The 24,336-nt window shown below is 68.6% G+C and carries 24 protein-coding genes; 12 read left to right on the plus strand and 12 right to left on the minus strand.

Annotated elements, in window-relative coordinates; translation table 11 throughout:
- Positions 1–16 precede the first annotated feature (16 nt).
- Positions 17–1,015, minus strand: a complete 999-nt coding sequence (locus AC07OQ_RS10615) for a Bug family tripartite tricarboxylate transporter substrate binding protein (protein WP_495053090.1) — start codon at positions 1,013–1,015, stop codon at positions 17–19.
- Positions 1,016–1,158: 143 nt separating this feature from the next.
- Here AC07OQ_RS10615 and AC07OQ_RS10620 point away from each other — a divergent pair, with 143 nt between their 5' ends.
- Positions 1,159–1,857 carry a GntR family transcriptional regulator gene (locus tag AC07OQ_RS10620; protein ID WP_495053091.1) on the plus strand — a complete coding sequence of 233 codons (699 nt, stop codon included), beginning with the start codon at positions 1,159–1,161 and terminating at the stop codon, positions 1,855–1,857.
- Positions 1,858–1,874: 17 nt separating this feature from the next.
- On the opposite strand, the gene AC07OQ_RS10625 is transcribed toward AC07OQ_RS10620, so the two are convergent.
- Complete coding sequence (locus AC07OQ_RS10625; RefSeq protein ID WP_495053092.1) at positions 1,875–2,783, minus strand: LysR family transcriptional regulator; 909 nt, start codon at positions 2,781–2,783, stop codon at positions 1,875–1,877.
- A gap of 78 nt (positions 2,784–2,861) precedes the next feature.
- Here AC07OQ_RS10625 and AC07OQ_RS10630 point away from each other — a divergent pair, with 78 nt between their 5' ends.
- Genes AC07OQ_RS10630 through AC07OQ_RS10640 form a run of 3 tightly spaced genes read left to right on the plus strand, consistent with a single transcriptional unit; the run spans position 2,862 to position 6,074 of the window.
- Entirely contained in the window at positions 2,862–3,944 is a 1,083-nt protein-coding gene (locus AC07OQ_RS10630) for a 4-oxalomesaconate tautomerase (protein ID WP_495053093.1), read from the plus strand.
- A 37-nt stretch (positions 3,945–3,981) separates the two neighbouring features.
- Positions 3,982–4,941, plus strand: a complete 960-nt coding sequence (locus AC07OQ_RS10635; protein WP_495053094.1) for a tripartite tricarboxylate transporter substrate binding protein — start codon at positions 3,982–3,984, stop codon at positions 4,939–4,941.
- Positions 4,942–4,985: 44 nt separating this feature from the next.
- Positions 4,986–6,074, plus strand: a complete 1,089-nt coding sequence (locus AC07OQ_RS10640) for a porin (protein WP_495053095.1) — start codon at positions 4,986–4,988, stop codon at positions 6,072–6,074.
- Between the two features lie 17 nt (positions 6,075–6,091).
- Here AC07OQ_RS10640 and AC07OQ_RS10645 read toward each other — a convergent pair whose 3' ends face one another.
- From AC07OQ_RS10645 to kduI, 5 genes are all read right to left on the minus strand, one after another.
- Positions 6,092–6,826: a FadR/GntR family transcriptional regulator gene (locus AC07OQ_RS10645; protein WP_495053096.1), complete on the minus strand. Its 735-nt coding sequence runs from the start codon at positions 6,824–6,826 to the stop codon at positions 6,092–6,094.
- Between the two features lie 8 nt (positions 6,827–6,834).
- Positions 6,835–7,644, minus strand: coding sequence for a DNA-binding transcriptional regulator KdgR (kdgR, locus tag AC07OQ_RS10650; protein WP_495053097.1), 810 nt, complete (start codon positions 7,642–7,644; stop codon positions 6,835–6,837).
- A gap of 59 nt (positions 7,645–7,703) precedes the next feature.
- Positions 7,704–7,874 carry a hypothetical protein gene (locus AC07OQ_RS10655; RefSeq protein ID WP_495053098.1) on the minus strand — a complete coding sequence of 57 codons (171 nt, stop codon included), beginning with the start codon at positions 7,872–7,874 and terminating at the stop codon, positions 7,704–7,706.
- Positions 7,875–8,011: 137 nt separating this feature from the next.
- Positions 8,012–8,773 carry a 2-dehydro-3-deoxy-D-gluconate 5-dehydrogenase KduD gene (gene kduD, locus AC07OQ_RS10660; protein WP_495053099.1) on the minus strand — a complete coding sequence of 254 codons (762 nt, stop codon included), beginning with the start codon at positions 8,771–8,773 and terminating at the stop codon, positions 8,012–8,014.
- A gap of 133 nt (positions 8,774–8,906) precedes the next feature.
- Positions 8,907–9,743 (minus strand): 5-dehydro-4-deoxy-D-glucuronate isomerase, encoded by an 837-nt coding sequence (gene kduI, locus AC07OQ_RS10665; protein ID WP_495053100.1) that lies wholly within the window; start codon positions 9,741–9,743, stop codon positions 8,907–8,909.
- Positions 9,744–9,969: 226 nt separating this feature from the next.
- On the opposite strand from kduI, the gene AC07OQ_RS10670 reads away from it, so the two are divergent.
- The 6 genes from AC07OQ_RS10670 to AC07OQ_RS10695 all read left to right on the plus strand — a co-directional run bounded on the left by AC07OQ_RS10670 (position 9,970) and on the right by AC07OQ_RS10695 (position 15,127).
- On the plus strand, positions 9,970–10,314 hold the full coding sequence (locus tag AC07OQ_RS10670; RefSeq protein WP_495053101.1) for a cupin domain-containing protein: 345 nt from the start codon (positions 9,970–9,972) through the stop codon (positions 10,312–10,314).
- A 136-nt stretch (positions 10,315–10,450) separates the two neighbouring features.
- Complete coding sequence (locus AC07OQ_RS10675) at positions 10,451–11,281, plus strand: NAD-dependent epimerase/dehydratase family protein (protein ID WP_495053102.1); 831 nt, start codon at positions 10,451–10,453, stop codon at positions 11,279–11,281.
- On the plus strand, positions 11,278–12,195 hold the full coding sequence (locus tag AC07OQ_RS10680) for an SMP-30/gluconolactonase/LRE family protein (RefSeq protein ID WP_495053103.1): 918 nt from the start codon (positions 11,278–11,280) through the stop codon (positions 12,193–12,195). The genes AC07OQ_RS10675 and AC07OQ_RS10680 overlap by 4 nt, the downstream gene beginning before the upstream one ends.
- A 61-nt stretch (positions 12,196–12,256) precedes the next feature.
- A complete protein-coding gene (locus tag AC07OQ_RS10685) occupies positions 12,257–13,228 on the plus strand; it encodes a TRAP transporter substrate-binding protein (protein WP_495053104.1) in 972 nt (323 codons plus the stop codon).
- A gap of 53 nt (positions 13,229–13,281) precedes the next feature.
- On the plus strand, positions 13,282–13,770 hold the full coding sequence (locus AC07OQ_RS10690; protein ID WP_495053132.1) for a TRAP transporter small permease: 489 nt from the start codon (positions 13,282–13,284) through the stop codon (positions 13,768–13,770).
- 67 nt (positions 13,771–13,837) lie between these two features.
- Complete coding sequence (locus AC07OQ_RS10695; RefSeq protein WP_495053105.1) at positions 13,838–15,127, plus strand: TRAP transporter large permease; 1,290 nt, start codon at positions 13,838–13,840, stop codon at positions 15,125–15,127.
- 329 nt (positions 15,128–15,456) lie between these two features.
- On the opposite strand, the gene AC07OQ_RS10700 is transcribed toward AC07OQ_RS10695, so the two are convergent.
- The 4 genes from AC07OQ_RS10700 to AC07OQ_RS10715 form a co-directional block, all read right to left on the minus strand.
- On the minus strand, positions 15,457–15,783 hold the full coding sequence (locus AC07OQ_RS10700) for a hypothetical protein (RefSeq protein ID WP_495053135.1): 327 nt from the start codon (positions 15,781–15,783) through the stop codon (positions 15,457–15,459).
- Positions 15,784–15,946: 163 nt separating this feature from the next.
- Entirely contained in the window at positions 15,947–17,212 is a 1,266-nt protein-coding gene (locus AC07OQ_RS10705) for a urate hydroxylase PuuD (RefSeq protein WP_495053106.1), read from the minus strand.
- Between the two features lie 289 nt (positions 17,213–17,501).
- Positions 17,502–17,723, minus strand: coding sequence for a hypothetical protein (locus AC07OQ_RS10710; protein WP_495053107.1), 222 nt, complete (start codon positions 17,721–17,723; stop codon positions 17,502–17,504).
- Between the two features lie 151 nt (positions 17,724–17,874).
- Positions 17,875–19,044, minus strand: a complete 1,170-nt coding sequence (locus AC07OQ_RS10715) for an NIPSNAP family protein (protein WP_495053108.1) — start codon at positions 19,042–19,044, stop codon at positions 17,875–17,877.
- 92 nt (positions 19,045–19,136) lie between these two features.
- Between AC07OQ_RS10715 and AC07OQ_RS10720 the strand changes: the two genes are divergently transcribed.
- Both AC07OQ_RS10720 and AC07OQ_RS10725 read left to right on the plus strand, forming a co-directional pair.
- Positions 19,137–20,123 (plus strand): helix-turn-helix transcriptional regulator, encoded by a 987-nt coding sequence (locus AC07OQ_RS10720; RefSeq protein ID WP_495053109.1) that lies wholly within the window; start codon positions 19,137–19,139, stop codon positions 20,121–20,123.
- Between the two features lie 362 nt (positions 20,124–20,485).
- Entirely contained in the window at positions 20,486–23,371 is a 2,886-nt protein-coding gene (locus tag AC07OQ_RS10725) for a peroxidase family protein (RefSeq protein WP_495053110.1), read from the plus strand.
- Here the strand turns inward: AC07OQ_RS10725 and AC07OQ_RS10730 are convergent, their stop codons facing one another.
- A complete protein-coding gene (locus tag AC07OQ_RS10730) occupies positions 23,372–24,220 on the minus strand; it encodes an IclR family transcriptional regulator (protein ID WP_495053111.1) in 849 nt (282 codons plus the stop codon).
- Positions 24,221–24,336: the final 116 nt, after the last annotated feature.

Consider the following 24,336-nt stretch of genomic DNA (forward strand, 5'->3'; position numbering starts at 1 on the left):
CTTCTTTCCAGGTATCTCAATTGACCGTCGCGCCGGATTTCTTCACCAGCGCCGCCCAGCGCGGGATCTCCTTGCCCATCAGCGCGGCCAGCTCCTCGGGGGAGCCGGCGACGATCTCCATGCCCATCTGCTCATGCAGCTTGGCCTGCACATCCGGCTGCTTCAGGGCCTTGGCGATCTCGGCGGAAAGCTTCTGCACGATGGGCTTGGGCGTGCCCCTGGGCGCGAAGACCGCCTGCCACGAAGACATCTCGAAGCCCGGCACGCCGGCCTCGACCATGGTGGGCGTGCTGGGCGAGAGCGCGATGCGCTTGCCCGTGGTGACGGCCAGCAGCTTGAGCTTGCCGGACTGCAGCAGCGGCAGCGCCGCCGTCATCTGGTCAAACATGAAGGTCACCTGGCCCGAGGACACGTCCACCATGGCCGGCGGCGTGCCCTTGTAGGCGATATGGGTCAGCGGCACGCCGATCAGGTCGGCGAACATTTCGCCGGCCAGATGCGTGGAGGTGCCGGCGCCGGACGAGGCGAAGGTGCGGCGCTTCTCGTCCTTCTTCAGCAGCGCGATCAGCTCGGCCACCGAGTTCACGCCGAGGTTCGGGTCGACCAGCAGCACATTCGGCAGGTAGGCCACCAGGGCTACCGGCTCAAAGTCCTTCACCGGGTCGTAGGGCAGGTTCTTGTAGAGGCTGGCATTGATCGCATGGGTGCTGATCGTGCCGCCGAACAGGGTGTAGCCGTCCGGCGCTGCCTTGGCGACGAAGCTGGCGCCGATGCCGCCGCCCTGCCCCGGCTTGTTCTCCACCACGACGGTCTGCTTCAACGCGTCCTGCAGCTTCTGCGCGATCACGCGCCCCACCACATCGGTGGAGCCGCCGGCCGTGAAGGGCACGACATAGGTGATGGGCTTGACCTTGGGCCAGTCGGGCGTCTGCGCCGCGGCGGCGCCGGCAGCCAGGGCCAGGCTCAGGCCGGCCAGGGCCAGCCGGGCAAAGGATGAAAAAGCACCGTGCAGCATCGTGTTGTCTCCGTTCGGGATGGGGCTGTCGTGAGCGCGCCGCGTCTGTGCCGGCGTCCGATGCCTCGAAGTAAAGCACTAATACATTAGTGTGTCAATAAATCACCGAGGCTAGAATCGGACCTTGCCGAACCGCCACATCGATGCAGACCAAAGCCTCCTCCCCCGTCCAGCTGGACCGCTCGCGCCAAGCCGCGCCCCAGGTCTTCGAGCGCCTGCGCGAGCTGATCGTGTCGCTGGAGCTGGCGCCTGGCATGGTGCTGTCGCGCGCCGAGCTCGCCGAACGCTTCGGCCTGAGCCAGACGCCAATCCGCGATGCGCTGATCAAGCTGGGCGAGGAAGGCCTGGTGGACATCTTTCCGCAGCATGCGACCCTGGTCAGCCGCATCGACCTGGCCTCGGCCCAGCAGGCGCATTTCCTGCGCCGTGCGATCGAGCTGGAGGCGGTGCGCGTGCTCGCCGGCGCGGCCGACGCGGTGCTGGTGGCCAAGCTACGTGCCCAGGTCGATCTGCAGGCAGCGCTGATGAACAGCGAGGCCTTCGATGAATTCATCGCCGCCGATCTGGCCTTTCACCGCCTGATGTACGAGGCTGCCGGCGTGCCCGATCTCTTCGATCTGGTGCGGCGCCTGTCGGGCCATGTGGACCGGCTGCGCCGCCTGGACCTGCCCTCGGCCGGCAAGGCCCGTGCCGTGGTGCGCGACCATCGCCGCATCGTCGACGCGATCGCTCAGGGCGACCCCGCTGCCGCGCAGGAGGCGCTGCGCGAGCATCTGTCCGGCACGCTGAGCCGGCTGGAGCAGATCAGCGCCAAGTACCCGGACTACGTGCGCCGCGCCTAGGCTTGTTCTAGGTTTCTCTAGGCCTTCCTGCGCGGCTGCTTCATCTCCAGGAAGAAGTCGTAGAGCTGCTGCGCCGCCGGCGAAAGCTGACGGTTGCGGCGCCGTATCAGCCCCACCTGGCGCACCACCGCAGGCTCGACCAGGGGAATGCTCACCAAGAGCGGATGGTCCTTGCCGGGCATGGCCATCGAGGGCACAGCGGCCACGCCCAGGCCCGCCTCCACCAGACCCAGCAAGGTGGTCACATGCTGGGCCTCGTAGACGCTGTCAGGGCGCTCGGCCACGCCGGCCAGTGCCTGGTCCAGCAGCAGGCGGTTGCCCGAGCTCTTGGCCACCGAGATGAAGTCGAAGGCGCACAGCTCCTTCCAGCTGACCTGGCGTTTGCGGGCCAGAGGATGGTCGCGCCGGCAGGCCGCGACGAAGCGCTCCTCCTGCAGGCGCTGGAACTCGATCTCGGGCTCCTGGCTGCCGATGAAGTTCAGGCCGAAATCCACTTCGCCGCGCGTCACCAGATTCAGCACCTCGTTGGCGCCCGCATCGAACACGCGCAGCCGGATCTTCGGATAGCGCTCGCGGTAGCGCGACACGACGCGCGAGAGGTAGTAGTAGACGGTCGAGGGGACGCAGGCCACCGTCACCTCGCCCATGCGCGTGGCCGCCACGCCGCGGATGCTCAAGAGGGTGTTGTCCAGCTCGTCCAGCATCAGCTGGGTCTTGCGCGCGAACTCGCGACCCACGGCGGTCAGGCTGACGCGCCGCGTCGTGCGCTCCAACAGCTTCACGCCCAGCGCCTCTTCCAGCTTCTCGATGCGCCGGCTGAAGGCCGGCTGGGAGATGTGCACGGCCTCGGCGGCACGCCGGAAATTCCCCAGCTCGGCCACCGCGCGGAATGCATGCAGGTCGTTGAGATCGAAGTTGACGGCCATGGCTTTGATGCACGTTTCGGATCAATCGATCATAACTATGCAATTCACATGCATGAGTCCGTGAACCAAGATCTGGCCATGGAAACGCTCACCCTGCCCTGTGTCCTGATGCGAGCCGGTACCTCGCGCGGCCCCTTCTTTCTGCGCGACTGGCTGCCGGCCGACGAGGCGCTGCGCGATCGCGCGCTGATCGGCGCGATCGGCGCCGCCGACCAGCTGCAGCTCGACGGCGTGGGCGGCGGCAGCACGCTGACCAGCAAGGTCGCCATCGTCTCGCGCTCCCGCGAGCCCGGCTGCGACGTCGACTATCTGTTCGCCCAGGTCGGCGTGGGCCAGTGCTCGGTGGATACGCGGCCCAACTGCGGGAACATGCTGTCGGGCGTCGGCCCTTTCGCGATCGAGCAGGGCCTGGTTGAAGCGCAGGACGGCGAGACCACCTTGCGCGTCTTCAACATCAATACCCGCTCGCGCATCGACGTGACGGTGCAGACGCCGCAGCGCCGCGTCGTCTACGAAGGAGCCATCGGGATCGACGGCGTGTCCGGCACCGCCGCACCGATCCGCCTGAATTTCCTGGACGCCTGGGGTGCGGTGACCGGCTCGGTCTTCCCCACCGGCCGGCGCGTCGATCTGATCGACGGCATCGAGCTCAGCTGCATCGACGCCGCCATGCCGCTGATGCTGGTGCGCGCCGCCGATCTGGGCCTGCAGGGCCGCGAGACGCCCGCCGAGCTGGACGCGGACCACGCGCTGCTGGCGCGCCTGGAAGGCCTGCGCCTCGCGGCGGGCCGGCTGATGGGCCTGGGCGATGTCTCAAGCAGCGTGATCCCGAAGCCGGTGATCGTCGCCCCCGGCGACGATGCGCTGAGCATCAGCTCGCGCTACTTCACCCCCCGGCGCTGCCATGCCTCGCATGCGGTGACCGGCGCGATCGGCGTGGCCAGCGCGCTGGCCCTGCCCGGCACCGTGGCCAGCACGGACCGGCCCCTCGCCGCGGGCCTGCATTCGATCGCGGTGCTGCATCCGCAAGGCCGCATCGATGTGGAGGTCACGCTGGCCGGCGCAGGGCCTGCGGCCCGCATCGAACGCGCCGCGCTGCTGCGCACCGCGAGAAAGATCCTGCAAGGCGATCTGCAGATCCCCGGCTACGCCTTTGCCTAAGCCCTGCCCTTCACATCACAACGACCGGAGACCCCGCATGCTCAACAAGATCCCGGCCCTGGCGGCCGCCCTGCTCGGCACCCTGGCCATGGCGGCCGAGGCCTACCCGGCCAGGACCATCACCATCGTCGTGCCCACGGCCGCGGGCGGCGGCAACGACGCGATGGCCCGCACCATCGGCCAGAAGCTGCAGAGCCTGCTGGGCCAGACCGTGATCGTCGACAACCGCGCCGGCGCGGCCGGGGCCATCGCCAGTGAATACGTGGCGCGCGCGCCGGCCGACGGCTACACCCTGTTCTTCGGCTATATCGCCACGCATGGCATGAACCCGGCGCTGCAGAAGCTGCGCTACGACCCGGTGGCCGATTTCGAACCGATCGGCCTGGTCGGCTACTCGCCCACCGTGCTCGTGGCCAACACCAAGGTGGCGGTCAAGGATGTGCGGGACATGGTGGCCCAGCTCAAGGCCAAGCCGCAGAGCTACTACTACGCCTCGGCCGGCAACGGCACGGCACCGCATTTCGCGGCCGAGCTGTTCAAGCTCAAGACCGGCGCCGCCATGGGCGGCGTGCCCTACAAGGGCTCGGCCCCGGCCGTCACCGACACGATCGCCGGCCAGACCCAGTTCATGTTTCCCAGCGCCTTCACCGCCTACCCGCAGGTCAAGGCCGGCAAGCTGCGCGCGCTGGCCGTGGCCGGTCCCAAGCGCTTGGCCGAGCTGCCCGATGTGCCGACCCTGAAGGAAGCGGGCATCGAGGGCGTCGAGGTGCAGCAGTGGTACGGCTTCTTCGCCCCGGCCAGGACGCCCAAGCCCATCATCGACCAGCTCAACAAGGCGCTGAACCAGGTGCTGGCCGACAAGGAGACCGCCAAGCGCATGGAGGACCACGGCGCCGATGTCGAGACCAGCACGCCCGAGCAGTTCGGCGCCCTGGTGAAGGACGAACTGCAACGCTGGAAGCGCGTCGTGCAGCAGGCCAGGCTAACGGCGGACTGAGATTGACAACGACACACAACTCAAACCAGCAGAGGAAGACATCGATGCGAGGAAAGCGGAAGAAGGCAGACGCGGTGGCGATCGGCCTGCTCGCCCTGACGGGAGGATCGGCCTGGGCCCAGGGTCAAGTCACGCTGGCCGGCATTGCCGACGCAGCCATGCGCCATGTGCGCAACGAGGGCCGCGGCGGGGTCAGCTCCCTGGTCAGCGGCAGCAATGCGACCAGCCGCATCATCGTCCGCGGCAGCGAGGACCTGGGCGGCGGTCTCTCGGCCGGCTTCCATCTGGAGCACGGCATCCTGTTGGACAGCGGCGCGCCGGCTTCCGGCAGCATGTTCTGGGACCGCCGCGCCACCGTCAGCCTGGCCAGCCAGGCCTATGGCGAGCTGCGCGCCGGCCGCGACTTCGTGCCCAGCTACAGCAACTGGAGCCGCTACGATCCCTTCGGCTATGTGGGCCTGGCTGGCGCCAACAACTTCGTTTCCGCCGCACCCCCGGGCCCGCTGCGCGCCGCCTTCGGCAGCGGCGCCAACACCACGGTACGCTCCGGCAACTCGGTGCAGTGGCTGTTGCCGGCCGGCCTCGGCGGCCTGGAAGGCGGGCTGATGCTGGCGGCCGGCGAAGGCGGCACTGCGGCCAACGGCCAGCACAAGCTGGCCGGCGCGCGCCTGGGCTATGCCGACAAGCGCTTCAACATCGCCGCGGCCCTCACCCGCAGCGAGAACAACCTCACCGGCGGCGAAGCCCTGGATGATCTGGCCCTGGGCGGCAGCTACGACTTCGGCCCGCTGCGCGTCTCGGCCGCCTGGCGCCGGTTCAAGCTCGACTCGGCCAGGCAGACCCAGCTGCTGCTGGGGGCCTGGCTGCCGCTGGGGCCAGGCCAGCTGAAGCTGTCCTGGAACCGCGCGAATCTGCAGGGCCGCGTCGGCGCCGCGATCATCGACCGCAACGATGCCGATCAGCTGGGCCTGGGATATGTCCACGAGCTGTCCAAGCGCAGCGCGCTGTACGCCACCGTGGCGCGCATCGCCAACCGGGGCGCAGCCAGTTATGCACTGCCCGGCGGCGCCAGCGGCCTGGCCGGCGGCAGCGACTCCAGCGGGCTGGAACTGGGCATGCGGCACATCTTCTGAGGGCGCCGCGGGTGCGCTCAGCCCTGGCGCTGCAGAGCCAGGGCCGCGCGGCGGCGCCGCTCGCGGCTGTTGCTCAGGTGGGTGCGCATCGCCGCGCGTGCCGCCTCGGCGTCCTGGGCCGCAATGGCGGACAGGATGCTGTCGTGCTCGGCATTGACGCGTTTCAGGTAGTCCAGCTGCGCGGCCGCGTCGACCCCGGCGAGGCTGGGCAGGCGCGCGCGCGGGATGCTGGGCGCGCCCAGCGTGCTCATCAACTGCTCGTAATGCGGGTTGCCGGTGGCGCGGGCGATCTCCAGATGGAACTGGAAGTCGGCCGCCACCGCGTCGCGGCCGGCCTCGGCCGCCGCGTCGAAGGCGGCCAGCGCCTCGCGCATCAGGCCCAGCTGGGCCAGGCTGCGGCGCTGCGCGGCCAGGGCCGCGGCCTCGCTCTCGACGCCGATGCGCAGTTCCAGCACCGCCACCACGTCGTTCAGCGTGGCCATCTGCTCGGGCCCGATGCGGAAGGCCGTGCCCTCGCCCAGGCCACGCACAAAGCTGCCGATGCCATGGCGGGTCTCCACCAGGCCCTCGGCCTGCAGCTTGGAGATCGCCTCGCGCACCACGGTGCGGCTGACCTCGAACTCGGCCATGATGGCCGCCTCGGTCGGCAGCTTGTCGCCGACGTTCAGCGTGCCGGCGCGGATGCGCTCGCCCAGCGCCTCGACCAGTCCGAGCGCCAGGGTCTTGGGGCGGCGCTTGCCCAGGGTGGCCATGGCGCTGCTCACCCGCGCGCGCTGTCCAGCGGGAACTTGGTACAGCCCAGGCGCGTCGAGATGTCGCGGCTGGCGGCCTGCAGCATCTTCACCACCTCGGGGGCCTTGGCCTCGTCGTAGCGAAAGGTCGGGAAGCTGACGCTGATGCCGGCGATCGGCTGAGCCAGTCGGTCGAAGATCGGCACGCCCAGGCAGCGGATATGGTCGTCGAACTCCTCGCGGTCCTCGCCGAAGCCCTGGGCCTTGACGCGCTCGAGCTCGGCGGCAAAGGCAGCCGGTTCGACGATGGTCTTGTCGCGGAAGCGCTTGAACTCGGCGCCCTTGAGCACCAGTTCGCGGCGCTCCGGGTGTTCCCAGGCCATCAGCACCTTGCCGATCGCCGTGCAGTGCAGCGGCGCGCGGCGGCCGACGCGCGAATACATGCCCAGCATGTGGCGCGAATCGACCTTGTGCACATAGATGATCTCGCTGTCGATCAGGGTGCCCAGGTGGACCGTCTCGCCGGTCTGGTCGGCCAGCATCTGCATATGGTGCTTGGCAAGGTCCACCAGGTCCGGGTATTGCAGCGCCTTGGTGCCCAGCTCGAAGGCCTTCATCGTCAGGCCGTAGCGTTCGCTGTCGGACTCCTGGCGCACATAGCCCAGGGTCTTCATCGTCTGCAGAAAGCGGTAGACCGTCGCCTTGGGCATGGCCAGCCGCACCGACAGGTCGGAAATGCCCGTCTCGTTGCGTTCCGACAGCGCCTGCAGGATGGCAAACACCTTGAGCACCGCAGCCACCGATTCGGGCTGCTTGGCATCGTTCAGATCGTCATCCATATCGTCGCGTCAGTCTTGCGTTTTGATTTCTTCGGACATGTGTTTCAATTATGCTGGATTTACGGCCACCCCGCCCCGGCACCAGCGTCCAGCCCGCTGACCAGGGCGAGCAGCACCCAGCTCAGCGCCGCGCCGTAGCCCAGATTGAAGAAAGAAGCGGAAGCTCTGGTCGTGGATGTAGAGCGCCAGCACATAGGTGGAGGAAAGCCCAGCTTCTTGTTCTCGTACATCTCACCGTGTCTCCATCGGTGACCATGAAACCGCAGCGCGTGGTGATTCCACCGAGCGGAGCCCGCAGATCCGGCTTTGCCGGGCTGCCGGGCTCGCCCCCTCGAGGGGGCGCGCGCAGCGCGTAGGGGATGGGCCGTTACCTGGCCAGCCAGCCACCGTCAACGGCGACGGTGTAGCCATTGACATAGTCCGAGGCCTTCGAGGCCAGGAACACCACCGGCCCGGCCAGATCGTCCGGCACGCCCCAGCGGCCGGCCGGGATGCGCTCCAGGATCGCGGCATTGCGGCCCTCGTCGGCGCGCAGCGCGGCGGTGTTGTTGGTGGCCATATAGCCGGGCGCGATCGCATTGACGTTGATGCCATGCGCGGCCCATTCGTTGGCCATCAGCCGGGTGATGCCCATCACGCCGCTCTTGCTGGCGGTGTACGAGGGCACGCGCACGCCGCCCTGGTAGGACAGCATCGAGGCGACGTTGATGATCTTGCCGCCGCTGCCCTGGGCCATGTATTGCCGGGCCACGGCCTGCGAGAAGAAGAACACGGTCTTCAGGTTCAGGTCGATCACGTCGTCCCAATCCTTCTCGCTGAACTTGATCGCGTCCTCGCGGCGGATGATGCCGGCGTTGTTGACCAGGATGTCGATGCGCCCACCCCAGGTCTTGGCCTCGGCGATCAGGCCCTCGATGCAGCCGATGTCCGAGAGGTTGGCGCGCAGGTCCAGGAAGCGGCGGCCCAAGGCCTCCACCTCGGCACGGGTCTCGGTGGGCTCGGAGACGTTGACGCCGACGATGTCGGCGCCGGCCTGGGCCAGCGCGCGGGCCATGCCCTGGCCCAGGCCGGTGTTGCAGCCGGTGACGATCGCGACGCGGCCCTCGAGCTGAAAGTTGTCCAGGATCATCGAGTTTCTCCAGGCCCGCAAGGCGAACCCAAGGGTGCAGTGGCACTGCCGAGCCGCGCGGAGTCCGCTGATCCGGCCCCGCAGGGCAGCCGGACTCGCCCCGTCGAGGAGGCGGCCGCAGGCCGTAGGGGGGTCACCTCAAGGTCGTCATCGGGACATGGTCCATGTCCTTGAAGACCTGGTTCTCGCCGACCATGCCCCAGATGAAGGTGTAGGCCTGGGTACCGACGCCGGAATGGATGGACCAGCTCGGGCTGATCACGGCCTGCTCGTTGCGCACGACGATGTGGCGGGTCTGGGTCGGCTCGCCCAGCATGTGGAACACGGCCGCCTGCTCGTTCATGTCGAAATAGAAGTACACCTCCATGCGCCGGTCGTGCGTGTGGCAGGGCATGGTGTTCCACAGGCTGCCGGGCTCCAGCTGGGTCATGCCCATCAGCAGCTGGCAGGTGGGCAGCACGTCGGGCACCAGGAATTTGTAGATGGTGCGGCGGTTGCTGGTCTCGGGCGAACCCAGGGTCTCGGGCGAGGCCTCGGCCAGGGTGACCTTGCGGTGCGGGTAGGCGGTGTGGGCCGGCGCGCTATTGAAGTAGAGCTTGGCGGGGTTCGCCGGGTCCACGCTCTTGAACTCCAGCAGCCTGGCGCCCTGTCCCACGTACAGGGCCTCGCGCGGCCCCAGCTCGAAGCTCTGCTCGTCCACCTTGACCCGCGCCGCGCCGCCGATATTGATCAGGCCCAGTTCGCGGCGCTGCAAAAAGAAGTCGGTGCCGGTGTGCTTGCCCAGTTCGGGCGAGAAGGTCACCGGCTGGCTCACCGGCATGATGCCGCCGACGATGATGCGGTCGATCTGGCTGTAGGTCAGCGTGGCCGCGTCCGCCTGGAACAGATCCTCGACCAGGAACTGACGGCGCAGGCCTTCGGTGTCCAGGGTACGGGCATGTTCGCTGTGGATGGGTTGGCGTATTTCCATGGGGATCTCCTGGGCGCCGGCACGGTGCGGGGAAGGAGCAACCGGCCGGTCTGGGGGTCGAATGCTTGCTAGCCTAACGCAGCTCCCGACTTTTCCGGAATTATGGTTTCCATTTAGTGAACCGATGTTTCATTTAACTATCGCAACGCTATAGTCGCTGCAAATCGATGTTTCAAAACATCATCCCGCGCCCGGCTTCGGGCCCTAGACAGCGGAGCAGCAGCCGATGAGCCAGACCAGCAATCCTTTCTTCGACCATGCCCAGACGCCCTGGACCGAGCTGGGCGACGGCATCCGCCGCAAGATCGTCGGCCACACGCCCGAGCTGATGTCGGTGCTGGTGCAGTTCGACCGCGGCGCCGTCGGCACCCCGCACGCCCACGACGCGCATGACCAGATCGCCTTGTGCATCAGCGGCTCGTTCGAATGCGAGGTGGGCGGGGTCAAGCGCGTGATCCGCGCCGGCGACGCCTTCGTCGCCCCCCGGCAGACCATGCACGGTGTCGTCGCGCTGGAGCAGGACAGCACCCTGCTCGACCAGTTTTCCCCGCGCCGCGAGGACTACCTCTAAGGCACCAGCATCCGGCCGCGCGCCGATCACCGTCACTTGTCGGTTGTCCGACATCATGGATTTCACTGATAAATACGAAACAGCGTTTCGATATTCTATGAAGGTACTTCCATTTTTCATCTGAGGGCTGGCCCTGATGTCCGCGACTCCCGCCACCGCCAACACGCCCCCCCTGGGCACCCTGCTGCTGACCGGTGCCGCCGGCACGCTGGGCCGGGTGCTGCGGCGGCCGCTCGCCGGCCTGTGCCGGACCCTCAGGCTCAGCGACCGCCTGCCGCTGGCCGAGCCGCCGGCCGCGCATGAGCAGGATCGCCCCTGCGACCTGGCCGACCGCGCCGCGGTGGAGGCCCTGCTGCAGGGGGTCGACGCGGTGGTGCACCTGGGCGGCGTCTCGGTCGAGAACCCCTTCGAGCAGATCGCGCCGGCCAATCTGTACGGCGTGTTCCATCTCTACGAGGCGGCACGCCGTGCGGGCACCCGGCGCGTGGTCTTCGCCAGCTCCAACCACGTCACCGGCTGCTACGCGCAGGGCCATGCGCTGACGCCGCAGGACCCGCCCAAGCCCGACGGCTATTACGGCGTCAGCAAGCTGTTCGGCGAGGGCATGGCCAGCCTGTACTGGGAGCGCTTCCGGCTTGAGTCGGTCTGCCTGCGCATCGGCACCGCCACGGCCGAGCCGCCCGACCGGCGCGGCCTGTCCACCTGGCTGAGCCATGGCGATCTGGCGCGCCTGGTCGCGGCCGCGCTGACCGCGCCCGATGTCGGCTGCCTGGTCACCTACGGCATCTCGGACAACCCGGCGCGCTGGTGGAGCGAGGATGGCTGGGAGCGCCTGGGCTACCGGCCGCAGGACTCGGCCGAGGCCTGGCGCGCGCGGGCCGAGTCGAGCGTGTTTCCGGCCGGCTCGCCGATGGCGCGTCTGCAGGGCGGCAGCTTCCTGGACCTCGGCCCCTTCGACGCACCATGAGCAGCCCGCGCAGCGACCAGGCCGAGCTGTGGTGGCAGGCCGAGGACAGCCTGCTGGCCGAGAGCCCCGTCTGGGTGGCGGCCGAGCAGGCCTTCTTCTGGGTGGACATCGCGGCGCGGCGCATCCGCCGCCACGATGGTTCGGCCCACCCCGCGCGCAGCTGGGTGCTGCCGCAGAAGGTTGGCTGCATCGCGCCGCGCGCCGGCGGCGGCTGGATCGCGGCGCTGCAGGACGGCGTCTACGCGGTGACGCTGCCCGCAGCCGGCGGGCCGGCCGAACTGAGCCCGCTCGCCGCCGCGCCGCATGGCGCCGCGCCGCTGCGCTTCAACGATGGCCGCTGCGACCGCCAGGGCCGCTTCTGGGTCGGCAGCATGCACGACGCGCCGGGCGAGCGCCTGCCGCTGGGCCGGCTCGCGCGCCTGGCCCGGCCGGGCGAATGCGCCGGCGCCTGGCAGCCCGCCTTCCAGGACCGCATGCTGGTACCCAACGGCCTGGCCTTCGCGCCCGACGGGACGCGCATGTATTTCAGCGATTCGCATGCCAGCCGCGCCATGGTCTGGGCCTGCGACTACGAGCTCGAGACCGGCCGCCCCGGCGCGCCGCGGGTCTTCATCCCCGCCCTGCCCAGGGGCCGGCCCGACGGCGCGGCGGTCGATGCCGAGGGCGGCTACTGGATCTGCGCCAACGACGGCGCGGCCGTGTTCCGCTACACGCCGCAGGGCCGGCTCGATCGCCGCATCGAGCTGCCGGTCGCGAAGCCGACGATGTGCGCCTTCGGCGGCCCCGACCTGCGCCTGCTGCTGATCGCCTCGATGAAGCCCGAGGGCGCGCCGCCGCGATCCCCGCTGGACGGCGCGCTGTTCGCCATGCGGCTCGATGTCGTCGGTCTGCCCGAACCGCCATTCGCGGGCTGAGCCAGCCGCCCCTTCCTTCCCGAGCCCATCGCAACAAATACCACCCCACAAGGAGACGACGATGCAATACCGGATCAACAAGACCCTGGCCCTGGCCGCCATGCTGGCCCTGCTGGGCAAGGCGCAGGCCGTGGAGTTCCGCTCCTCCGACGTGCACAACGCCGACGACTACCCCACCGTCGCCGCGGTGCGCCATATGAGCGAGCTGCTCGACAAGCGTTCCAACGGCAAATACAAGATCAAGGTCTTCAACAAGGGCGCGCTGGGCACCGAGAAGGAAACCATCGACCAGGTCAAGATCGGCGCGCTGGAGATGACCCGGGTCAACATCAGCCCGATGAACGCGATCTGCGCCAAGACCCAGGTGCCGACCATGCCCTTCCTGTTCCGCTCGGTGGAGCATATGCGCAAGAGCCTGGACGGCCCGGTGGGCGAGGAGATCCTGAAGAGCTGCGAGGAGCAGGGCTTCGTCGGCCTGGCCTTCTACGACAGCGGTGCGCGCTCGATCTACGGCCGCAAGCCGGTCAGGAGCGTGGCAGACGCCAAGGGCATGAAGATCCGCGTGCAGCAGAGCGACCTCTGGGTGGCCCTGGTCAGCGCGATGGGCGCCAATGCCACGCCGATGCCGATCGGCGAGGTCTACACCGGGCTGAAGACCGGCCTGATCGACGCCGCCGAGAACAACATCCCCTCCTACGACGGCTTCAAGCATTTCGAGGCGGTCAAGTACTACTCGAAGACCGAACATTCGATGGCGCCCGAGATGCTCTTGATGAGCAAGGTCGTCTACGACAAGCTGCCCAAGCCCGACCAGGAGTTGATCCGCGCCGCCGCCAAGGAATCGGTGGCCTTCCAGCGCAAGAAGTGGGACGAGCAGGAGGCCAAGAGCCTGGCGATCGTGAAGGCCGGCGGCGCCGAGATCGTCGAGGTCGACAAGGCCGGCTTCCAGGCGCAGATGGGCCCGGTCTATGCCAAGTTCATGACCACGCCGGATCTGCAACGCCTGGTCAAGGCCGTGCAGGACAGCAGGTGAGCGGCGCCAGCATGGAGGCTGGCCGGACCACCACCGTGCATCAGCCGCTGAGCCTGTTCACCCGGCTCTGCGCCGGGCTCTCCAGGCTCGCGCTGATGCTCGCGGTGGCCGGGCTGATCGCGGTGGTGATCTGCGTGCAGTACCAGGTGGTGGGCCGCTACGTCTTCAACGACACGCCCACCTGGGCCGAGGCGCTGGCGATGCTGCTGATCCTGTTCGTCACCGCCTTCGGCGTGGCGGTGGGGGTGCGCGACGCCGGCCATATCGGGTTGGAGTCGCTGATCGCGCTGCTGCCGGAATGGTGGCGGCTGAAGCTGGAGCTGCTGATCCACGCCTTGGTCGCGCTGTTCGGCGGCCTGATGGCCAAGAGCGGCTGGCTCTGGGCCACGATGAAGTGGAACGAGCGCAAGCCCATGCTGGCCGTGCCCGAGGGCATCGACTATGTGCCGATCGTGATCGCCGGCGCTTTGATCGTGCTGTTTTCTCTTGAACATATCGTCGCGCTGCTCAGGGGCGAGACCGTGGAGCCCGCATGGAACTGACGCAGAGCCGCCTCAAGGCAGTTCGCGCCCCCTCGGGGGGCCGCGCTGCAAGCGCCGGGGGGCAGGCATGGAACTGACTATCTTGGGAATCAGCTTCACCGTCCTGCTGCTGCTGGGCGTGCCGGTGGCCTTCTCGATCGGCCTGGCCTCGGTGGCCACGATCCTGGCCGCCGGCCTGCCGGTGGCCATCGTGTTCCAGAAGATGGTCGGCGGCATGCAGGTGTTCAGCTTCCTGGCCATCCCCTTCTTTGTGTTCGCCGGCGAGCTGATGCTGTATGGCGGCATCGCCGACCGCATCGTGCGCTTCGCCAACAGCCTGGTCGGTCATGTGCGCGGCGGCCTGGGCATGAGCAATGTGGTGGGCTGCACGCTGTTCGGCGGTGTGGCCGGCTCGCCGCTGGCCGACGTGTCGGCGATGGGCTCGGTGATGATCCCGCTGATGAAGAAGGAGGGCTATCACGCCGACTACGCGGTCAACGTGACGACGCACGCGGCCCTGGTCGGCGCGCTGATGCCGACCTCGCACAACCTGATCATCTTCACCTTGGCCACCGCGGGCATCGCCTCGGTCAGCGTGTTCAGCCTGATCCTGGCGGGCCTGGTCCCGGCGCTGATCCTGACGCTGTGCAATCTGGCCGCGGCCTACTGGGTGGCGGTCAAGCGCGGCTATCCCACCCATGGCAGCTTCCCGGGCTGGGGGGCGGTGCTGGTGGCCTTCCTGGCGGCGCTGCCGGGCCTGCTGGTGGTGGTGATCATCCTGGTGGGCATCCTGAGCGGCGTGTTCACCGCCACCGAGTCGGCCGCCACCGCGGTGTTCTGGGCCCTGGCGGTCACGGTGTTCGTCTACCGCTCGCTGGACTGGGAGCATTTCCTGAAGGCCTGCGCCAAGGCCTGCAAGACCACCGGCGTGGTGCTGCTGCTGATCGGCATTTCCTCGGCCTTCGGCTACTTCATGGCGCTGTACGAGGTGCCGCAGAAGACCGGTGAGCTGATGAAGTCGGTCACCACCGAGCCCTGGATGATCTTCCTGATGGTGAACATCCTGCTGTTCCTCTTGGGCACCTTCCTGGACATGGCCGCCACCATCCTGATCTGCACGCCGATCTTCCTGCCGATCTGCCAGCAGTTCGGCATGGACCCGGTGCAGTTCGGCATCATGATGCTGATCAACTGCGCGCTGGGGCTGAACACGCCGCCGGTGGGCACCACGCAGTTCGTCGGCTGTGCGATCGGAGAGATCTCGGTGGGCGAGGTGATGCGCTCCATCCTGCCCTTCTACGGCGCGCTGACCGCAACGCTGATGCTGGTGACCTATGTCCCCGCGTTCTCGCTGTGGCTGCCGGGGCTGTTCAAGTAGGCCAGCAGCCGACGATCCACACACCAGCAACGGCCGGGCCCTATGCCCGGCCGCTTTGCTTTGTTCACTGTCTCTCGCGTGCGGGGGCTCAAGCGCTGGGACAGGATCGGGCCGGGGAAGAGGGCTCTACAGCGGTTGCCGTCCTTCGCTGCGCGGTCAGCTGAGGCCGCTCTCGGGCGTGACAGGCAACTGATATGCCGAGTCATTGAATTGAGCATCACTGTACCGGTCCATTGGCATGCCTGCTGAATCACCCAGACGGATGGATCTGATCTGCTCTTTTTGGGCGAGATCTGAGCCTGGGCTTTGCGGCCAGGATTTGGCACAGTTCAGTCCGAAAGTGAGGTGCTGTTCATGAGTCCGGTCCGGTACGTGCGAATGGTGTTGTGAAGCTTCATCGACATTGCGGCGGTGGCGCGCGGCACATGGACCCGTCGGAGGTCCGGCCGCTGGCGCTGATCGGCGTTGCCATCGCACTGGCCGCGCTGTTCGGCCCGACGGTGTGGGGCCTGGCGAAACAGCGTTTTGAGGTAGTGCTCCTCACGATAGATAGTGTCAAGTAATAGCCTGGAAATACTCAGAATGATGGATTGGATCCCTATAGTTTTCGTTACGTTCAAGGTTCTCGTGTTCGGCACGGGCATGTTCTTCGCCATCAAGTGGCATCACGATCAAGGGAAAAAGAAGAAGAAATAACGAAACCAGCGGACCGTACGCGTAAAGGTCGGGCGTTCAAAGCTGGGACAACTTCCGCTTCCAGCCTAAAGCAAACACCGCGGTCTACACGCCCCGTGAGCCCTCCCGGGTGCCGGCCGAGCACTACCGCGCCTCGAACCAGCGCCCCAGCAACGTGCGCTCCGCGTCGCTCATCTGGGTGGCGTTGTTCAGCGGCATGGTCTTCTGCACCACCGCCTGCTGGTAGATCTGCTGCGCATGCTGCTCGATCAGCTCGGGCGTATGCAGGGCCGTGCCCTTCTGCGCCAGCTGGGCGTTGTGGCACATGACGCAGCGCTGCTCGACGATGGCCTGCACCTGGGCCAGGGTAGGCGCCCCGGCAGGCGCGGGCGGCTGCGGCGCGGGCGCCATCCAGACGATCAGGCCGGCCAGCAGCGCCAGCGCCGCGGCGATCAGCGGCCAGGTATTAACCCCCTTGTGGCGCCTGACGAACCAGCTGCGCACCAGCACGCCGACGGCCATCAGCAGCACCAGCACCGCCCAGTTGTGCGCATGGGCATAAAGCATGCCGTAGTGGTTGCTGAGCATCGCGATCAGCACCGGCAAGGTGAAGTAGGTGTTGTGCACGCTGCGCTGCTTGCCGCGCTGGCCGAACACCGGATTGACCGGCCGGCCGGCGCGCATGTCCGCGATCACCTGCTTCTGGCCCGGGATGATCCAGAAGAACACATTGGCGCTCATCATCGTGGCGATCATCGCGCCGACGATCAGGAAGGCCGCGCGGCCGGCGAACAGCTGGCTGGCGCCCCAACTTGCCGCGATGACGAAGACCGCGATCAGGCCCAGCACCACGCCGTCGTTGCCGATGCTGACGTCCACAGGGGAAGCGCCGGGCCGCCCCAAGCTTCCCGGCTCCCCTTGGGGGGCGGACGCCGCCGCGCGGCGGCCTTGGGGCGCACGAACTACTCCGAAGCGGCGGCAGATCTGGTCATAGACCAGCCACCCGGCGGCGAGGAAGCCGAGCGACGCGGCGATCGCCTGCCAGGGCGCAGCCCAGTCATGCACCTTGCGGTCGATCAGGAAACTCTCGGCGTTGAACAGGTAGAGCACGACGAACAGCGCGAAGCCGCTCATCCAGGTCCAGTAGCTTTCCCAGTAGAACCAGTGCAGCTGCTGCGGCAGGTCGGGCGGCGCCACCAGGTACTTCTGCGGGTTGTAGAAGCCGCCGCCATGCACGGCCCAGAGCTCGCCGTCCACGCCCTTGGCCTTCAGGTCCGCGGCCGCAGGCTTCAGCAGATGGTTGTCGAGCCAGACAAAATAGAAGGAGGCGCCGATCCAGGCAATGGCCACGATCACATGCAGCCAGCGCAGCAGCAGATTGGCCCAGTCGAGCAGATAGCTTGGTTCCATGCGAGCGCTACAAGCAACGAACGGACCGGCTACCACTGCGGGCGCTGTAAACCGGCGAAAAGGCGTCGCGCTGTTCGGTCGGGACCGGTGCGCCGCGGCGACGAATCATGTGGACAGAAGTGTATACACTTTTTCCACCGCCTCGCCGCGGCGCCTCATCCCAGGGGCTTGTAGTACACAGGTTCCTCCCGCTGCGGGAACAAGGGCGGCGGGGGCTGCATCAGATCACGCTGGCGCTGGCGCTTGATCTGCTTGGGCTTGGGCGGGGGGCGCATGGCGCGGTCCCAGCTCAAGCACCATGTACGCGGGGCGCCAGGAAGTCCCGGCCCACCATCGCGCGGGCAAAGAGGTAGTTGTTGCGGGCCCGTTCGGGCAGCGCGTCGAGATCGACATGGCCCTCGGCATCGCAGGGGAAGGCCAGGGCCTGGCCGGCATTGAACAAGGAATCGAAGCGGATCTCGAAGGAGGAGGACGGTACGGGGCCGTCCGGGCTCTTGGTGGTGTGCTTCATGACTGACTCCCAGTCGTGCTTCGTATATCTCAAGCATCGGCGCTGGGCCGCCCGTTCGCCATAAGTCCAGCGCCAGAGGCCCTGTCGGCGCAATTCCAAGCCGGCGCTGGCAAATTCCTACAAAATCCCGCCCCTTGTCGGTGAATTACCTTCAGGCAGGCAGGAGGGGTTCCCGCTCCATCTCCATCACCCAGTTGTCTTCCCAGGTGGCGCCGCCATCGACCGAGAAGGCCTGGGTCCAGCGCGCCCGGTCCCGCGCCAGGCGTTCCCAGACGAAACGCACCCGCACCGGCCGGCCGTCGTCCTCGTCCTCGCCGTAGAACTCCCCGCGTGCACCATCCCAGCCGCCGTGCACCGGCGGAAACAGCTGGCCGCAACGGCTGTTGATCCAGTAGATCGCCCATTGCCGGGTCTGCAGGTTCAGCGTGCGCAGGGTGCAGCCGGCGAAGCCCTCGGTTTCAAAGGCAATCTCGTCCACGCTGACCTGGCCGTCCAGGTGGCGCCAGGCCTGGCTGACGGCCTCGAACTCGGTCCAGTCCGCCGCGCCCACCAGGCGTGTGTGCAGCCGACGGTTGCGCACGCGCCAGCGGCCGCCGACCAGGAAATCGAAATCGCCGGGGCGGCCGATGAACCTTGCTTCTTCTTGCATGCTGTTCTCCTCGCGGATCTGCAGGGCCGAGCCTGCGGTGGGAAGCAGGCGCAGCAGTTGCGCGGCGGCAACCGGCGCCGGTCGCTCCACGTCCTGCAGCCCCTGCGGGTGATGCGCCAGCCAGACGAGGACATGCTCGCCCTCGCGCACCGGCAGGCGCGGGAAGTTGTTGACCAGGGCCGGATCGCTGACCCAGCAGGCCAGCAGCGCCGCCCCTTGCCGGTGCAGCCAGGGCAGCAACTGCGCCGCGAACTCAGCCAGCAAGGCCTCATCGGCGGGCGCGTCGAGCGTGCAGATGCCGGCGACGATCTGCCCACCGCGGGCACCGGCAACCGGCGCGCCAGCGAGCCCCGCCACCGGCCGCAGCAGCAGCACGTCGTCCGAATCGATCATGGTCGCGTTGGCCGCGTCGCGATGCGCGCGCCAGGCCGGCCCGCCATAGAAGTCCGCCAGCGCCCGGGCGCGGCCGGCCAGGTCGGCAAAGCCGCGCAGCCAGACGAAGCGGTCCGGCCGGTCCAGGTCGCGGAACTGGCCCGGCAGGCGGATGCCGCAGGCCCGCTGGGGCTCGATGAACTCGCGTTCGAACAGCGCGATCAGCGTGTCGCGCCGGCCCGGGTGCAGGGTGTACTGGCGCAGTTCCAGCACCGCACCCGCCTCGTCAAGAACAGTCATGGCAGCACTCCCTTGGGTGAATGCCGCGATGCTGCGCGCGCAATGCTGACAGGGCCTGTCAGTGTTCGTCGGCACACTGCGATTCATTCATCATGCAAGCCAGCCGACTGCTCTCGATCCTGATGCTGCTGCAGGACCGCGGCCGCCTCAGCGCCCAGGCCCTGGCCGCGGCGCTGGAGGTATCGGTGCGCACGGTCTACCGCGATGTCGATCGGCTCAGCGCCGCCGGCGTGCCGATCTGGGCCGAGACCGGGCGCCACGGCGGTTTCCAGCTGCGCGAGGGCTGGCGCACCAAGCTCGATGGCCTGACCGTGCCCGAGGCCCAGGCGGTGTTCCTGGCCGGCCTGCCGGGGCCGGCGGCCGAGCTGGGCCTGGGCGAGGCGCTGGCCTCGGCCCAGCTGAAGCTGCTGGCCGCCCTGCCCGCCGGCTGGCAGGAGGACGCCCGGCGCGTCGGCGCGCGCTTCCATCTGGATCCGGTCGACTGGTACCGCGAATCGCCGGCCGCCCTGCACCTGGCCGCCGTGGCCCAGGCGGTCTGGCGCGAGCGCCGGCTGTGGCTGCGCTACGAGAGCTGGAAGGGCGTGGTCGAACGCGAGTTGGAGCCGCTGGGCCTGGTACTGAAGGCCGGCGCCTGGTATCTGGTGGCGCGCAGCGGCGCCGGCGCGGCGCCACGCACCTATGCCTTGCAAAGCATGCTGGCGCTGCGCCTGCGTGAAGAAGGAGATGAAGGCGCTGGCTTTGAGCGCCCGCGCGACTTCGATCTGGCCGCCTGGTGGCGCGCGTCGACCGAGCGCTTCGAGACCGGGCTGCAGCGCGAACTCGCCAGCCTGTGCGTCAGCCCGCGCGGGCTCAGGCTGCTGGGCCAGCTGGGCCGGGCCCTCGGCGAGGCCGCCAGGCGCAGCCAGCGGCCGGACGATGCAAGGCCGGGCTGGCTGCGCGTCGAGATCCCGATCGAATCGGTCGAGCATGCGGCCGGCCAGCTGCTACGCCTGGAAGCCGAGGCCGAGGTGCTGGCGCCGCCGGCGCTGCGCGAGGCCTTCGTCGCCCTGCTGGCACGCACGGCGGTGCTCTATCGTTGAGCGGCGTCAGCGCCAGCGGCGCCATGCCAGCCACCAGCGCAGGTAGAAGGGTGGCGGACGATGCCGGCCGCGGCGCGGCGCCTCGGGTCGCGCCTCGTCCTGCCGCGGCAGTTCATCCGGCACGGCCTCGGGTAGATGGGAAATTTCACAGCTTTCCCGGGGCCCGTGCGAATGACGGAATGAGATGGACCGGCCGCTCATGTACTGCTCCTGCATGAGGTGGAGCCCCATTGCAGCGCCGGCCGGCCGCCGCAGCTGTGGGGCAAACCCGGCAACGCGGGTAGGACGCGGCCTACATGGCATAGGGATGGCGGCCATTCCGGGCCTGGTCTCCAATGGCGCGCCATCGGGAGGGACATGCCATGTCGACCATCTCCAAGCGCCTCGTGCTCATCGGTCTGCCGGCGCTGCTCGGCAGCGTCGCCTGCGTCAGTCCGCCGCCGGCCCATGACGCCAAGGCGCCGCAGGGCGAGCTCGGCGCCTGCGCGGCAATGCTGGCACGCGGCTTCCGGCCGCTGGCACCGGAGCGCGACGCGCGCTTCCTGGGCAAGGTGGCCGAGGACGTGGCGCGCTGCCGCGGCGGCGACAAGGCCGTGGCCTTTCGCGGCGCGCCCTATGTGGACTGGGCCAATTACTGGGCGACCGGCGACGCCGGCAGCTTCGCGCCCGGCACCGAGCGCGTGGGCCTGCATCTGTCGCGCAACGGCCGCGGCATCGACGGCGCCTTGCTGGACCTGGAATACCAGCGCATGGAGCTGATCAAGTTCAACCTGTTCGACAACGCCGGCAGCTTCCCCGCCTATGTGCTGGGTCGGGACGGCGTCGACGGCCCGGCATTGAAGACCTGGCCCGCGATGCGCCTGCCGCCCACCGCGCCGGACTATGCGGCCGTCGGCGGCGCCGGGCCGCAGCTGTGCGGGGGCGAGCTGATCCGCGCCCGCACCTTGACCGGCATCTGCAACGACATCCGCAACCCGCTGATGGGCGCGATCGGCACGCCCTTCGCGCGCAATGTGGAATTCGAATCCACCTTCCCCGAGCTGGGCGCCGACGAACTGGCGCGCAACCGCCATGGCGGGCGCCTGGCCCTGCTCAAGCCCGATCCGCAGCTGATCAGCCGCAAGCTCTTCACCCGCGCGCAGAGCCGGCCCGAGCTGTGCCGCGAGGGCCGGGGCCTGCCCGGCAATAGCATCGACGCCCATTGCGACTACAAGAAGGCGCCCTTCTTCAATGTGCTGGCGGCCTTCTGGATCCAGTTCATGACGCACGACTGGTTCTCCCACCTGGACGAGGGCCAGAACAATGCCGGCGCCGCGCCGATGCCGGTGGGCTGCGCCGACGCCAGCTCGGGCTGCCGCCCCGAGGACCGCATCGATCCCGCGCTGATGGCCGAGACCGGCGCGCCGCCGCAGTTCATCAAGGACGGTCAGCCGCGCCTGGCGCGCGCCCACCGGACCACGCGCAACCATGTCACCGCCTGGTGGGACGCCTCGCAGATCTATGGCCACGACGAGCGCTCGCGCCAGCGCGTCAAGCGCGATCCGGCCGACCCCGCAAAGCTGCTGCTGCAGCCCGCACGCGGTGAGGGCAAGGGTGAGGCCCAGGGCTATCTGCCCCTGTTCCAGAGCGGCGTCGATCCGATCGCGCCGCAATGGGCCGGCCAGGAGGCCACGGCCTTCCCGGACAACTGGAGCATCGGCATGAGCTTCTACCACCATGTGTTCGCGCGCGAGCACAACGCCTTCGTCGCGGCCTTCCGCGCCCAGGCGGTGGCGACGCCGCAGGCCGATTCGGGCCTGCGCCACCCGGCGCGGCCGGAGGCCGTCATCCGCTACCGCGAGGTGACGGCCGACGAGCTGTTCGAGATGGCGCGCCTGGTGGTGGCCGCCGAGATCGCCAAGATCCACACCATCGAGTGGACGCCGCAGCTGCTCTACGGCGAGCCGCTGTTCCTGGGCATGAACGCCAACTGGGGCGGGCTGTTCGCCAACCAGCCGCTGGTGGCCTCGGCGCTGGAGCGGATCGTCGTCAACAACTTCGGGCGTAGCGAGGACGCCAAGCGCGCCACCCAGTGGTACTCGGCGCTGGCCTCGGGCCCCGGCATCTTCGGCCTGGGCAACCGGGTCTATGCCGACGACCCGGTGTTCGCAAGACCCGACCCCGGCCGCCCCGACAAGGACGGCGACCGCTGGAGCCTGGCCAACCCGGACCATGTCAACGGTGGCGTCAACCATTTCGGCTCGCCCTTCAACTTCCCCGAGGAATTCGTCAGCGTCTACCGCCTGCACGCGCTGGTGCCCGACCTGATCGAGCTGCGCGACTGGGCCTCGGGCGATCCCAACACGATCCGCGCCAAGGTGCCGGTGGCCGACACCTTCCGCGCCGGGGCCGCACCCGCGATGCGCGGCCAGGGGCTGGCCAACTGGGCCCTGTCGATGGGCCGCCAGCGCCTGGGCCTGCTGACCCTGCAGAACCAGCCGCAGTTCCTGCAACACCTGGCGCTGGCACGCGCGCCGGCCGGCATAGCCAAGATCGACGTGATGGCGCTGGACCTGATCCGCGACCGCGAGCGCGGCGTGCCGCGCTTCAACGAATTCCGCCGCCAGTACGGCCTGCGCCAGATGACAAGCTTCGACGATTTCGTCGACCGCCGCCTGCCCGAAGCCTCGCCCGAACGCGCCGAACAGCAGCGCCTCGTGGGCCTGCTGCGCGAGGTCTACGGCCAGCACCGCTGCGACGCGAGCAAGGTGATCACGCGAGCCCAGCGCAACCCCGACGGCACGCCGATCAACGACTGCCTGGGCCGGCCCGACGGCAGCCTGGTGGACAACGTCGAGGATCTGGACAATGTGGTGGGCTGGCTGTCCGAGTTCGCGCATCCGCATGGCTTCGCGATCTCGGAGACGCAGTTCCAGGTCTTCATCCTGAATGCCTCGCGGCGCCTGTTCAGTGACCGCTTCTTCACCTCCGGCTTCCGCCCCGAGTTCTACGGCCATCTGGGCGTGCGCTGGGTCAACGACAACGGCCCGGACGGCAAGAAGATGGAAAAGGGCCGGCCCAACAATCACGCCATGGAGGTCGCGCCGCTCAAGCGCGTGCTGCAGCGCGTGACGCCAGAACTGGCGCCGGAGCTGGAGCATGTGGTCAATGCCTTCGATCCCTGGGCACGCGAGCGCGGCAGCTACTACTCGATCGAATGGAAGCCGCGGCCCGACGCGGCGGGCGATCCGGCCTTCAAGACGCCCTGATCAATCGGGCCATCCACCGGACTGAATGGCGGCCACGATCGCCCGCCCGGCCTCGATCAGCGCCGGCGCGAACTGCTCGTGCAGCAGGCTGCCCTGCAGCCGCGCCGCTGCGCCGCCGACGGTCAGCGCCAGCGGCTCGCGGCCGTCGCCAAGGTCGATGCCGATGCCGATCGCGGCGATCTCGCTTTCCCATTCGGCCTCGGAGCTGACATAGCCGCGGGAGGCCATCTCGGCTTCGGCACGCGCCAGCGCGGCCTGGCGCTGCGGCCAGCGCGGCCCGGCGTCGGCACGCAGCCTGGCGGCGATCAGCGCGCGCATGCCGGGGCTGGAGGCGCACCACAGGGCTCGCCCCATCGCGGTCTCGGCCAGGGGCAGGCGCGTGCCCACATCCAGACCCAGGATCAGCCGTGCGGTGCTGCGGCAATGGGCCACATAGACCATCGACTCCTCATGCCGCACGCCCAGCGAGACGGCGGCCTGGGTCTGCTCGGCCAGCGCCTCCATCCAGGGCCGCGCGATGCGCCCGATCTCGAAGTTGGTCAGCACCGAGAAGCCCAGCGCCAGCACGGCCGGGGCGAGCGCGTACTCGCCGCTCGCCGCGCGGTGGCGCAGATAGCCCAGGCTCACCAGGGTGAAGGCCAGGCGCGACACGGTGGCCTGCGGCAGGCCGGTGCGGCGCGCCAGCTCCTGATGCGCCAGCCAGCGATCCTGCGGGCGGAAGCAGCGCAGCAGGGCCAGGCCGCGCGCCAGCGCGCTGACGAAGCGGCGGTCCGCCGCCGGGTCCGGTGCCTCGGCCGCCATCGTTACCGCTGCCGTCACAGCCGCCGTCAGGCTGCGCCTGCGTCCCATCTCCGCGCCGCCTTCCTCTGTTTTCCGCTGATCGGAATATTGCATGACCCTCCGCATGCGCCACATGCTCGCAATCCCTGAGCCGCATTTACAGCGGGTCGCGGGACTGCGTAGAC

This window comes from Roseateles sp. GW821-FHT09B06, from assembly GCF_059418245.1.